Source organism: Heliomicrobium gestii (genome assembly GCF_009877435.1).
Taxonomy (GTDB): Bacteria; Bacillota; Desulfitobacteriia; order Heliobacteriales; family Heliobacteriaceae; genus Heliomicrobium; species Heliomicrobium gestii.
Genome location: NZ_WXEX01000012.1, coordinates 125746 through 138543, shown reverse-complemented (window position 1 = coordinate 138543; position 12798 = coordinate 125746). Strand labels below are relative to the sequence as shown.

Here is a 12798-nt window from a genome sequence, read left to right as displayed (position 1 = left end):
TCTTGCTGCTTTACGAATTCCCTCTGTTCAGTTTTGAAGGAGCGAGAAGAAGCATTGCCAGTTCGGCAGTGCTTTTTTATTTGCGACAAAGGAAAAGCGCCGGTCAAAACCAATAATTTCATTCATATTATTGAGAACGATGATTTCTATTAAAGAAGGAAAAAGTCGTAATCTGTCGAAATAACTGTACTACTAGCATCATGGTTTCGCTTAAGCTGTGGAGCGGGTTACTGCTTCCGCTATTACATACAGGCATTCTTTTACGGAAAAATTCAGAAAGAGGAAAAAATCACTCGATTCGAGAATGAGAGTACAACCACGAAAGACCGCGAAAACGAATGCGTGAAAGGGAGGGTGACCGATGAAATGGTTCAATGACTTGAAAATTGCCAAAAAACTTGGTTTTCTCATTCTTCTATCAAGTTTCTTTATTGCGACGACAGGTCTGCTGGCTTATCATTATCTGTCACAGTCAAACGAGATTTTAAAAGATATGTATCATGAAAAACTCATCTCCATTGAGTTGCTCACTGAAAACCGCAACCATCAACGGGCACTTCAGGCCAGCTTACTGGAGTTGATGCTGACAAAAGATGAAAACGAGAACAAGCGATTGTTGAACAGCATCCAGGAACGAACCAAACAATTTAATGACAATATGCAAACACTGGAAACAAAAAAGATGGATGATTATCAGAAGCGAATGATGCAGGAAATCCGTGGTTTAATGCAGGAATACGAAAAAAATAACAAAGACGTGATCGCACTGGCGTTACAAAACAAAAATGAGGACGCTTATGCATTGTACGTCGGCAAGGTGCGGACGACAGGCGATCAGGCCAGCGTGAAAATCAAAGAACTTGCTCTTTACACCGACAAAATAGCGGAAGTGGCCCAGGATCAAAATGAGAAGAAAGAGGAAACGGTCGCAATCTGGTTGATTTCGCTCAATCTTGTTTCATTGCTGCTGATTATTGGCCTCGGATGGACGATCACTCGTTCCATCGCTAACCCATTAGCGATTGTTGCAGGCATTGCAAAAGATATCGCAGGCGGTGATCTCAAGGAAAAAGACTTGGTAACAGACACCGCCGATGAAGTGGGACAGCTTGCCAAGGCTGTACAAGAGATGCTGAAAAATCTACGCTCTTTGATTCAAAAGGTAGCGGAGTCGTCACAGCAAGTGGCAACATCGAGTGAAGAATTGACGACCAGTTCCGAACAGTCGGCTGAAGCGACTCACCTCATCGCAACCTCCATTGTTGATGTGGCGGCAGGAGCGACAGAACAACTCACGACAACCCATGAGACATCTGCGGTAGTGGAACAAATATCGTTACGTCTTCGCCAGATTTCTGCCAATGCCAATGAAGTTGCGACCCAAACGACCGTAGCTGCTGAGAAGGCGAAAGAAGGCGGAAATACGGTCGAAAAGGCGGTCAACCAGATGGTTCTAATCGAAAACACGATCAACCACTCGTCCCGAGTCGTAGCGAAGCTTGGAGATCGCTCCAAGGAAATCGGGCAAATCGTCGGTACGATCTCCGGCATCGCTAGTCAGACGAACTTACTCGCGCTGAATGCGGCCATAGAGGCGGCGCGTGCCGGCGAACAAGGAAAGGGATTCGCCGTCGTCGCAGATGAGGTAAGAAAACTGGCGGAACAGTCCCAAGAGGCAGCAAAAAGGGTGGCCGCCTTGATCGGGGAGATCCAGGGAGACACAGAAAAAGCCGTTATGGCGATGAACGATGGGACGCGCGAAGTGAAGACAGGAGCCGATGTGGTCAATCGAGCCGGCGAGTCATTCCAACATATTGCCGCGCTCGTTTCCTCCGGGGCGACGCAGACGAAAAATATGTCGGCAACGCTCCAAGAGATTACCACGGGCAGTCTTCAGATTGTCGAAGCGATCAAGAGAATAGAAATACAAAGTAGAAAATCGGCAGAAGAAACACAGAGCGTTTCGGCGGCGACAGAACAACAACTGGCTTCCATGGAGGAAATCGCCTCTTCCAGTCAGGCTTTGGCGAAATTGGCCCAGGATCTCCTCATTGAGGTAGCCAAGTTCCGATTGTAGCCATTGGCGTGTCACTTTTTCGGACTTTTATCTTCCTCTGTCGTGATCATTTGCGGTTCGGGGTTGGGCAGGGGAGGCAGGGAGACAGCGGACACGCTTTCGAGCGCCCGGACGCGAGATTCGCCGGCCAAGCGCTGGCTTTCCGACAGGAGTCGCAGCGCTTCTTGGGGGTTGTGGAAGCCCATGGAGTTTTCCGAGGAGATATAGTCGACATACCACTGGGCCTGGCGGTGCAGTTTCCTCGCTTCATCCAGTTTAGCGACGTTCGCCGCCGGATTTTTGCTCGTCTCCCCGATCGAAGCGATCGCGCCGGCCACGGCCTGCTCCGCTTTCTTCATCTGGTCATAGACGCGGCGTTGGGTGTAGAGGATTCGATCCTTCAGATAATCCTCTGACTGTCTGTGGCAAGTCCCGCAGGAATCGGAAATCTGTTTGAGCGGACTGGTCCACCAGTGCGAAGAGATTTTGGATGATCCCACTCGCACGTAGGGCATGTGGCAGTCGGCGCAGGAGACGTTGTTTTCCTGGTGCGTGCTCCCCTGAAAGAGCTGCCAATCGGGGTGCTGAGCCTTTAGCAGCGGTGTCTTGGAATCGGGGTGGGTCCAGTCTGAAAAATTGATCTCCTCATAGTAGGAGTAGATCTGATCGGCCTTGACCCCTTTGTCCCAAGGGAAGACGAGCTTCTTTGTGCCCGGCGCGAAGTAGTACTCCACATGACACTGGGCGCAGACTAGGCTGCGCATTTCGGCGCGGCTGGCTTTGGTGATGTCTCTGCCCTGGCGCTCAAAAGCTTCTTTGAGCGCCGGTCGCGTGATGACCAGTTCGTTGGTCTTGGGATCATGGCAGTCGATGCAGTTGGTGGGATGCTTCGATTCCTCCAGAAGTTGTGTGATTGGCTGGGTGTAGTAGGTCTCTCCGTACTTCTGATAGAGTTCCTTGAAGTTGGCCGTCTTGCAGGTGATGCAGGTGCCGGCGCTCTTGCGGGCCGGGTCGATCATGCGGATGTCTTCGAGGGCATAGGTGTGACCCCGGTCCTCGTTATATTCCTTGGAAAAGCTGTAACCGTTGAAGAGGATCTTGAGGAGCGGCTCGCGCTCCAGCTTGGAATACTTGTCCGAACCGCCGTATTCCGTTCGAGAGATCTGGTTGTTCTTCAGGTAGGAATCGTAATGGTCGGGGTAGCGCTTGCCCCAGACAGCCGGGTCAGCCTCAAATTCCCCAATCTCTATGTTTTGCGGTTCCATTTGCCTTTTTGACTGGCTGGTGCAGCCCGGTGAAAGAGAGACGGCGACGAACAGCGCCGACCATACAAGCAAAATGGAGGTCTTAACGTTCAACACCGATGAGATGTTCTCTGCTGCTTTTGAGCGCGTCTTTCTCATCCGATGCAGGATCATGCTTATGAGTTGCTTCTGTTGCATGACTTCTCTCCATTTCCTGAGTTGTTTCCACATGGTGGTTCCCGTTTGCTTCATGGCTTCCCTTCGCTCATCGATGCATCTCTAGATCTCTGGGATTGGGGCTTAACCCGGTTTGAACGCCATGGGGCACATCGCGGTGACAGGAAAAGCAATAGAGACCGCCGCCTCGGCGTGTATCGCCGATGCGACTGACGAACGTTTCATGGCAACGGATGCAGTTGTCTTGCAGGATCTCCAGGGTGTGCGACTTGGCCCGAAACTGCGCCGGCATGGGGCCGATGAAGTAAACCCATGTGTCCACGATCCCGGCCCTCGCTTTGGTGAACCACTTGCCGATAAAATTGTGCGGCGTGTGACAATCATTGCAGTTGACCGTCCGGTGAGCCGAATGGTACCACGATTCATAGTGGGGCTCCATCACATGACAAGACGCGCATAATTCAGGCCGATCTAGGGCATAAACGAGCCCTTTTAGGGGTTGACGTCCAATCAGAACGCCGATCCCTACGGCGATCACAGCCGCGAACAGTCCAAGTTGCCACCATTTGGCGTGTCTTCTCCAACCTGACAGCCACTGCTTCCATCTCATCACATCACCTGATCTTGTTCGTTGCGCGGGCCATGAGACTCACTCCTGAAAGCCGCCTTAGTGCTGATAGTGTTTCTCGGAGATCAAAAATCATGTGCGCGAAAAGCCTGGCGAAGGGGCGCCAGGCTTTTCGTCAAAAGTCCAAAGAAACGTGATGATGACATGTGTAGAATGCTATAGAAGAAAAGGGATTTACGAAATGATGTCGAATAAGGTCGAATAGAAGAAAATTCCGACAAATACGAAGTAATTTAAAGTAGCATAAACAAAAGTAATGAACAAGCCACTGTTGTGTAGTCGTTCATGTGATTGGCAAAACAAGCACAAGAAGGGGGCGCGATTTTTTTTTCGTTGGAGTTTCGCAGGTTTTGATCGCTAATTAAAGATATTCGCACCGATATTCGGTTGTATGAAAACACATGGAAAAGAGGCGAGTGCTCATGAATTTGTTTCGCAATCTGAGTGTTTCGAAAAAAATCGGCGTTCTTGTGGCGTTATCAGTCCTTTTTTGCACGGTTATCGGTATAGTCGGTTACAGTTATCTAGAAGAATCGAATAAAGCCCTTGAAGACATGTATCAGGATAAATTAATCTCTGTACAACTGTTAACGGAGAATCGCGCCCATCAAAGGGTGATTCAGGCTGACATACTGGCATTAATGCTTACGAAGGATGAAAGCGAAAATAAACGTTTAATCGAAGATATTCAGAACAGGGCGAAACAATATAATGACAATATACAACGAATCAAATCGTTTACGTTGGATGAGCAACAAAAGCGGTTGTTGGAAGAAAGCGATGCAGTATTACAACAGTTCAGGAAGAATAGACAAGCGGTGATGGACTTGGCTCTTCAAAACAAAAATGAAGAGGCCTATGCTTCATACATAAAAAATGTTCAACAATTAGGCGAGCAATTGAGCAAGAAAGTTAGAGAACTATCTGAATACACCGAAAAAAAAGCGGAAGAGATGGAGAAGGAGAACAAGAAGAAGGAGGCCACCGCCGTTCGTTGGTTAATCAGTATCAATGGGGCATCCTTGTTCTTGATCCTGTTCATCAGTTGGGCCATCTCGCGTTCGATTGTGAATCCTTTGAGGGATGTCGTCAACATATCCAAAGAGATCGCCAGTGGAAATCTCTCTGTTTCGCCCCTCGCGATTCGCTCTACTGACGAATTAGGGCAAGTAGCAAGGGCAGTCAACGAGATGCACAACAACTTGCGCCAGTTGCTTCAAAAGGTAGCGCACACGTCAGAACTGCTGGCGGCATCGAGTCAAGAACTCTCGGCGAGTTCTGAACAGTCGACTCAGGCCAGCAACCTTATCGCTACATCGGTCGTCGATGTGGCAAACGGCGCGACGGAGCAATTAACAGCGGCCAACAAAACATCGAACGTGGTTGAGCAGATGTCCGCAGGCATACTACAAGTCGCTACGCGGGCCAATGAAGTCGCATCCCAGACAACAGAGGCCGCAGAGCGGGCCAAGAACGGCGGCGTTTCTGTGGAAAAAGCGGTTTCCCAGATGAACCAGATCGAAAATACCATTACCGGATCGTCCATTGTTGTCACAAAACTGGGCGAGCGTTCCCAAGAGATCGGACAAATCGTAGACACCATCGCCGGCATTGCCAGTCAAACCAACCTGTTGGCCCTTAACGCTGCCATTGAGGCAGCAAGGGCGGGCGATCAGGGAAGAGGTTTTGCAGTTGTGGCGGATGAGGTGAGAAAACTTGCCGAACAGTCAGAAGAGGCGGCGAAGAAAATCGCGATGTTGATCGATCAAATCCAAGCGGACACGGCTAAGGCAGTGGTAACGATGAACAACGGAACACGGGAGGTGCATAAAGGGGCAGAGGTTGTTCACGCTGCTGGGGATGTATTCCGGGAAATCGCCGATTTGGTTACAGAGGGAGCAAGTCGGACGAAAGATATTTCCGTTGCCGTTCAGCGACTGGTGGCTGGAAGTGATCAGATCGTGGAAGCGATGCGGCAGATCGAAAAGCAAAGCCAAAAAGCAGCCGCAGAAACGCAAAATGTCTCTGCGGCGACAGAGGAACAGGTGGCTTCCATGGAAGAGATCGCCGCTTCCAGTCAAGCGCTGGCGAAACTCGCCCAGGAACTGATTGTGGAGGTAGCCAAGTTTCAGCTTTAATGTTGACGGATTCGATGGTATGACTTTGATTAGCAGGGGAGCGTCACCGAGCATTCATGCTCGGTATGCCTGCCAGATGCTCAAAAAAGGTTGCCCCCAGTTCCTGTTCCAGTAACTGATATGCATTTATCGCAACGGTAATGGCGGCTTTTTCTGATGCACAGGTAAAAGGACCAACCTTGTTGTAATATCCTGACGATTGATAATTCGAGCAACCGCACCAATTCATGCAATAGTCGCGCAAACCACAGGTGTTGCAGGTCCTGTTGATGGCTTCAGCGGGATGGACGTGACAGGTCATCTTATTCAATAGGAGCCCCCGATCGATATGACCGATGCAGTGCCCATTGTCAGCGGCGCCGTCGCCAACCAGGCGTTCACAGGGGAAGATGTTGCCTTCTGGTGTAAAGGCAAACTCTTTTATTCCCATTTGGCAACGTTCTTCCCTTTGATAGCCGCCACGCAAGATGGTAGCGATTTTGCCATCGATCAGGCTGATGTAGAGCGGACTTCCTTTTCGGTAGCTATCTATATAGATAGCCGCGATTTGTTCATATACGGAAGCAATGTCGTTCGCGTCGACCTGCGTCCATGGCGCTGAAAAATCGGGATTTAGAAAAATCCGCTTTAATCCGAGGGAACGGAAATATTCAACCGTGTGCGGCAATGCACGAAACGTCTGAGGCCCATAGACTGCATTAACCAAAAGAATCGGCAGTTTTTCTCTGGCTTGTTCGATGGTTGCTTCCACAATAGCTGATGTAGCATCGCCACTGTGAAAGCTTCGCGCCAGATTCTGCAACTTACCGGGGCCATCACAACTGATACAAAAGCTGATGTCATGATCGTTCAAAAATGCGGCGATGGCATCCGAAAAAATCGTGCCATTGCTAACGATGCTGAGTTCAATGGGGTAGTCTCTGTAGGAACGATGGGATTCGATCAAGGCGGTGACCTCTTGAATCCGTTCAAAGGCTAGAAGCGGCTCACCGCCGAAAAATCCGATATCGATTTTTTCTCCGGTTGGGGTGTTGCCATAGATGAAGTCAATGATTTTTTCGGCTACTTCGATGGTCATAATAGTAGGGCGCTTTTGTATGTAACAGTAAGGACAATCCAAGTTGCATTCTTGGGTGATTAAGAGCGTGTACTTCATCGTGTTCCCTTTCTTGGTCCATAAACAAACCAGGGAGGTTGTCACATCCCTGGTTTTCGGTTGATTATGTTAGTTTTCCCGTTACAGAGGAGAGTTCCGCGAGCTGTTCAAAGGATACGGAATTGGTCTGAGCGATTTTTTCCTTCACTTTGGCCAGCATCATGCCGGAAAACTCTCTCCATTGTTCTTGATCGAGCATATAAATGTGATCATTGAGGTGCAGATGGGGGATTTTCAAGCCCCCGTTTTTTAGTTGTAAGGAAATATGTCGGTCCATTGGTGCTGTTTTTACAGCGTCTACACCTTTCATGGTGTGGAGCGCTACAAGATGATCGATTGAAGGAATCTGTTTTTTGTGAATAAACTCCTCTACTTGCTTTACGCTGATTTTCAGGTCTACATAGGGAATACCGGATATGGGGTTCTCGGTGAACTTCTCCGAACTCGCCATGAAGGTCCCCTCCTTTTCTCAGTGCAAACGTAGATGGAACATCGGATGATTTTCTAATATGAGAATACAATAACGAGGTGTTTGCGGCAATAAGTTGATAGAATTATTTTCCCAGGAAATTTTATATCTCTAACTTCTGGGGCCATATCTAAAAGGATTTTAGTGTAAATTCCCACGCGCAATAGCAATCGCTTTTCGGATCGGGCGGGCATTGCAGGCAGCGCGTCTCAATCCGGGGGTCGATGGCCTGGGCAAATGTTTTATATTCGACGATGCCAACCTCTTTGCAAGGGAAGAGGTCCATCTTTTTCCTCTCCCGCGCTGACTGGACGCGGCAGTCGATCATTCGAAAAATGAGCTTGTCCGGCGATTCGCGGACGATCGATTGTTCGTTGATGAAGGCGTAGAGCCGGTATTGCAGCGCCTGTTCCAGGGCGTCGAGACCGCCTTGCTCCGGCAATCCCAGGAAGGCTTTGATCCGCTGAGCCTCAATGGGACTAAAGCGCGCCCACGCGGCGGCATCGGCTTCCATGGCGGCTTCCATGCCGTATTTCTTCTCGACGGCTTGAAACCACAGGCCGTCATGGGCCAGCCAGCGTTTGGCCAAGTCTTCGATGAATTTGGAGAGTTGCTCCTTGTCCCAATCCAGGTTTTTCATCTCCATACCTCCACAAAAGGTTCATTAATCGGTCGCCCTTCCTTGGTAAAAACTACTAAGGCGTAATATACGAGCAAAAGCAGAAAAAACCTTTCGAAACGCAGCCAAACTGTTGACAAAATTTTTTGAAAATTATTAAAATAGTGACTGTGCTCTTGTTGTGGCCTAGTCGCTGCAACTGGAGTCAACGACAGAGTGTGGAAGCTTCATTCCGGAGGTGAGCGGTTGTTCAAGAAGCTTTTGGTGGCAAACCGGGGCGAGATCGCCCTACGGGTGATCAAGGCCGCCCATGGCTTAGGAATCAAGACGGCGGCCATCTATTCTGATGCCGATGCTGACTCGCTCCATGTGAAAGAAGCCGGAGAAGCCTTCCGGCTGGGGCCTCCACCGGTGGCGCAGAGCTACCTGATGGAGAAAAAAATCATTGAAACGGCCTTAGCCTGCGGCGCTGACGCCATCCATCCCGGGTACGGGTTGTTATCGGAAAACGACACCTTTGCCCAGCAGTGTGTAGATGCCGGCTTGATCTTCATCGGACCGTCGCCGGCGCTCATTCGTGACATGGGCAATAAAGTGCAGGCACGCCACATCATGGCGAACCTGGGCGTGCCAGTTGCGCCGGGGACGGTGGAACCGGTAACGGAATTTAAGGTGGTCCGCCGGATTGCCGAATCGGTGGGCTATCCCGTCATCGTCAAAGCAGCCGCCGGCGGCGGCGGTATCGGCATGCAGATCGCCAAAAACGAAACGGAACTGGCGAAGGCCTGGGATGCCTGCGCCAATCGGGCGGCCCGGTACTTCGGCAACGGGACGGTCTTCATCGAGAAATACTTCAACGCCTGTCGCCATGTGGAGATCCAGCTGCTGGCCGATCAGCACGGCAATACCATACACCTGGGGGAACGGGAATGTTCCATCCAACGGCGCAATCAGAAGGTGTTGGAGGAAGCCCCGGCGCCACGCCTGTCGCAGGAAGTCATCGAGCGGATGGGGAAGGCGGCTGTTCACGCCGCCAAGGCGCTGGGATATGTCAACGCAGGAACGATGGAGTTTCTCGTCGATGAAGGCGGGCGCTTTTATTTTCTTGAGATGAACACCCGGCTGCAGGTGGAGCATCCGGTGACTGAGATGGTGACCGGCGTCGACATCGTGCAGGAGCAGATTCGCATCGCGGCGGGAGAACCGTTGGCATGGACCCAGGACGCGATTGGGCCAAACGGCCATGCCATCGAATTTCGCCTATACGCCGAGAACCCTCTCAGTTTTGCCCCTTCGCCGGGAGTCATTACAGAATTTCGCTTCCCTGATGAGCCGGGTGTCCGCGTCGATACCTGGGTTACCACGGGCAGCCGGATCACCCCTTACTACGATCCATTGATCGCCAAGGTCATTGTTCACGGGGAAAGCCGGCAGGACGCGCTGGAGAGATGGAAAGCGATGCTGCCCGGTATCGTCATTGAGGGGATTCAGACGAATCTGCCCCTGTTGCAGGAATTGTTGGTCCATGAGGAATTCCTGGCTGGGCGGGTCACAACCCGTTTCTTGCAAGAACGACTGGGAAGAAAGCAATAAAGAGAAAGAAAGGCTGCGCGATATCCCTGTCTGTGCGAGTAAAGAGAAGAAATACGCCGGATCAAAAAAATGGAAAAAACGCATAAGCATAACCGAAAGTAGAGGAGCAAAGACAAAAGAGGACGATCGAAAAATGGGGGGAGCGAAAGGGATGAAAGAGATACTCGCCGATATGACCGGCACCGTGTTTCGTGTCGAAGTGAGATCAGGGGCGGTGGTGCAGCCTGATCAAGACGTGGTAATCCTGGAATCGATGAAGATGGAGATCCCCGTGCAAGCCAAAGCGGCGGGGACTGTCGTGGAAGTCAGGGTGGTCGAGGGGGACTTTGTCAACGAAGGCGATGTCCTTATGATTCTGGAATGAGCGCCAATGTGAAGAGCCTGAGCCCCACGGTCCAGGTTCGCCTACAAGACCATGTGGCTACGGTGACGATCCACCGGCCCGAGGTCATGAATGCGCTGGATCTGCCGACATTGCAGGCCATCCGATCTATCTGCCACTCCGTGCGCTTTCAACCACAGGTCCGTTTGCTTGTCTTTACCGGCGCCGGCGAAAAAGCCTTCAGCGCCGGCGCGGACTTAAAGGAACGGGCCGCCATGACGCCGTTGCAGGTGCGTGAGTACATATACACCATTCGAGAGACGATGAACGACATCGAAACGCTGCCCCAACCGGTCATCGCCGCGATCAACGGCATCGCGCTGGGCGGAGGAACGGAACTGGCTTTGGCGGCTGACATTCGAGTTGCCGCCCGTCATGCGCAGTTAGGGCTGACAGAAACCCGCCTCGCGATCATCCCCGGAGCGGGCGGCACCCAGCGGCTCAGCCGTCTCATCGGCGCCGGCAGGGCAAAAGAGCTGATCTTTACGGCCCGTGTAGTCAATGCCGAGGAGGCGCTTCAAATCGGTCTCATCAACCGGGTCGTTCCGGGAGCGGAATTGATGCCGGCTGTCGAGGCATTGGCCGAAGAGATCCTGCGAAACGGCCCTGTTGCGTTGCAACAAGCGAAATACGTCATCAATTACGGTGTCGAAACGGAACTGCACACGGGATTGGCCATGGAGAGCAAGGCTTATGAGGTCTGCATCCCAACGGCCGATCGGACGGAAGCGCTGCAGGCCTTTCGGGAAAAGCGATCGCCCCAGTTTCGGGGGGAATGAGGGGGGAGGAGACCTATGGCGAGTGCGCAAAAGCCCCGTCTCGATGAACGGATGGAGAACGTCTATGCCGGCGGCGCCGGCAAATACCATGAAGCCAATGCCCGCCTGGGCAAGCTCTTTGCCCGCGAGCGGATCGCCCGGCTGCTCGATCCCGGGAGCGCTGTTGAAGATGGGCTCTTAGCCAACTGCCTGGAGGCGGATCTGCCCGCTGACGGTGTCATTTGCATGGTCGGCGCCATCCAAGGCCGACCGGTCTGTGTCATGGCCAACGACTCCACTGTCAAAGCGGGGAGTTGGGGCCAGTGGACCGTCGAAAAAATCCTGCGGTTGCAGGAGACGGCCTTGGACTTGAATATCCCGATCATCTACCTTGTCGATTCGGCTGGCGCCCGGATCACCGATCAGGTGGAGATGTTTCCCGGTCGCAGAGGCGCCGGACGCATCTTCTACAACCAGGTGATGCTGTCCGGCAGGGTGCCCCAGATCTGCCTGCTCTTTGGCCCCTCCGCCGCAGGCGGCGCTTACATCCCCGCCTTCTGTGACATCGTCATCATGGTGGAAGGCAACGCCAGCATGTACCTGGGGTCTCCGCGCATGGCTGAAATGGTCATTGGCGAGAAGGTCACCCTCGAGGAGATGGGCGGCGCCCGCATGCACTGTTCGGTTTCCGGTTGCGGCGATTTCCTCGTTACGACTGAGGACGAGGCGATTGAAATCTGCCGCCGCTATCTTGGCTACTTCCCCCAAAATCATAAAGATGTCCCTGCCCCCGCAGAGGTCCTTCCGCCCAGGGAGAGCAAGCGCCCCATCACGAACATCATCCCGGCCAATATCAACGCCCCTTTTGATATGAAGGAACTCATCGACGCGATCGTCGACGGCGGGAGTTTTCTGGAGATGAAAAAACTCTTTGCCGGAGAGGTGATCACGGGGCTGGCTCGGCTCGGCGGAAAAACCGTCGGCATCATCGCCAACCAGCCGCGGGTGAAGGGCGGTGTGCTCTTTATCGATTCCGCCGATAAAGCGACCCGGTTCGTGCAACTCTGCGACGCCTTTAACATTCCTTTGCTCTTTTTGATGGATGTGCCCGGTTTTATGATCGGAACGAAAGTGGAGCGGGCCGGCATCATCCGTCACGGCGCCAAGTTGATCTGCGCCATCTCGGAGGCAACCGTTCCCAAGATCTCTGTCGTCGTTCGCAAAGCCTACGGGGCCGGCCTTTACGCCATGTGCGGCCCTGCCTTCGAACCGGACGCCTGCCTGGCCCTGCCGACGGCCAGCATCGCCGTCATGGGTCCTGAGGCAGCGGTAAACGCTGTTTACTCGAAAAAAATCGCAGAGCTTCCGCCGGAAGACCGGTCGACCTTCATCGAGGCGCGCCGCAAGGAGTACCAGGAGGACATCTGCCTGGCCCACTTGGCGTCTGAACTGGTTGTCGACGCCGTCGTGCAGCCGGAACGGCTGAGAGAGGAATTGCTCCGGCGATTTGCTCTCTATCGAAGCAAGAAAGTCGCCTTTTCCCAGCGAAAACATGCGGTCACACCGGTGTAAAAGGCC

The 12798-nt window shown here is 52.4% G+C and carries 11 protein-coding genes; 6 read left to right on the top strand and 5 right to left on the bottom strand.

Translation table 11 applies throughout. From position 1 onward, the window contains the following. Nucleotides 1–361 precede the first annotated feature (361 nt). A complete protein-coding gene (locus GTO89_RS13770; protein ID WP_161262669.1) occupies nt 362–2077 on the top strand; it encodes a methyl-accepting chemotaxis protein in 1716 nt (571 codons plus the stop codon). 11 nt (nt 2078–2088) lie between these two features. Here the strand turns inward: GTO89_RS13770 and GTO89_RS13765 are convergent, their stop codons facing one another. Then, complete coding sequence (locus tag GTO89_RS13765; RefSeq protein ID WP_161262668.1) at nt 2089–3498, bottom strand: ammonia-forming cytochrome c nitrite reductase subunit c552; 1410 nt, start codon at nt 3496–3498, stop codon at nt 2089–2091. Between the two features lie 67 nt (nt 3499–3565). Further along, nucleotides 3566–4087, bottom strand: coding sequence for a cytochrome c nitrite reductase small subunit (nrfH, locus tag GTO89_RS13760; protein WP_207708933.1), 522 nt, complete (start codon nt 4085–4087; stop codon nt 3566–3568). A 440-nt stretch (nt 4088–4527) separates the two neighbouring features. On the opposite strand from nrfH, the gene GTO89_RS13755 reads away from it, so the two are divergent. Beyond that, on the top strand, nt 4528–6243 hold the full coding sequence (locus tag GTO89_RS13755; RefSeq protein WP_161262666.1) for a methyl-accepting chemotaxis protein: 1716 nt from the start codon (nt 4528–4530) through the stop codon (nt 6241–6243). 43 nt (nt 6244–6286) lie between these two features. Here GTO89_RS13755 and GTO89_RS13750 read toward each other — a convergent pair whose 3' ends face one another. From GTO89_RS13750 to GTO89_RS13740, 3 genes are all read right to left on the bottom strand, one after another. Continuing rightward, nucleotides 6287–7399, bottom strand: coding sequence for a radical SAM/SPASM domain-containing protein (locus tag GTO89_RS13750; protein ID WP_161262665.1), 1113 nt, complete (start codon nt 7397–7399; stop codon nt 6287–6289). A gap of 64 nt (nt 7400–7463) precedes the next feature. Further along, the gene (locus GTO89_RS13745; protein WP_161262664.1) at nt 7464–7850 is read right to left on the bottom strand and encodes a hypothetical protein; all 387 of its coding nucleotides are present in this window, start codon (nt 7848–7850) and stop codon (nt 7464–7466) included. A gap of 148 nt (nt 7851–7998) precedes the next feature. Beyond that, nucleotides 7999–8508 carry a DUF6125 family protein gene (locus GTO89_RS13740; protein WP_161262663.1) on the bottom strand — a complete coding sequence of 170 codons (510 nt, stop codon included), beginning with the start codon at nt 8506–8508 and terminating at the stop codon, nt 7999–8001. 225 nt (nt 8509–8733) lie between these two features. On the opposite strand from GTO89_RS13740, the gene GTO89_RS13735 reads away from it, so the two are divergent. The 4 genes from GTO89_RS13735 to GTO89_RS13720 all read left to right on the top strand — a co-directional run bounded on the left by GTO89_RS13735 (nt 8734) and on the right by GTO89_RS13720 (nt 12792). Further along, a complete protein-coding gene (locus GTO89_RS13735) occupies nt 8734–10080 on the top strand; it encodes an acetyl-CoA carboxylase biotin carboxylase subunit (protein ID WP_161262662.1) in 1347 nt (448 codons plus the stop codon). Between the two features lie 151 nt (nt 10081–10231). Continuing rightward, nucleotides 10232–10444, top strand: coding sequence for an acetyl-CoA carboxylase biotin carboxyl carrier protein subunit (locus GTO89_RS13730; protein WP_161262661.1), 213 nt, complete (start codon nt 10232–10234; stop codon nt 10442–10444). Between the two features lie 8 nt (nt 10445–10452). Next, on the top strand, nt 10453–11241 hold the full coding sequence (locus tag GTO89_RS13725) for an enoyl-CoA hydratase-related protein (RefSeq protein WP_204758246.1): 789 nt from the start codon (nt 10453–10455) through the stop codon (nt 11239–11241). A gap of 15 nt (nt 11242–11256) precedes the next feature. Then, entirely contained in the window at nt 11257–12792 is a 1536-nt protein-coding gene (locus GTO89_RS13720) for an acyl-CoA carboxylase subunit beta (protein WP_161262659.1), read from the top strand. The last annotated feature ends 6 nt before the right edge of the window (nt 12793–12798 follow it).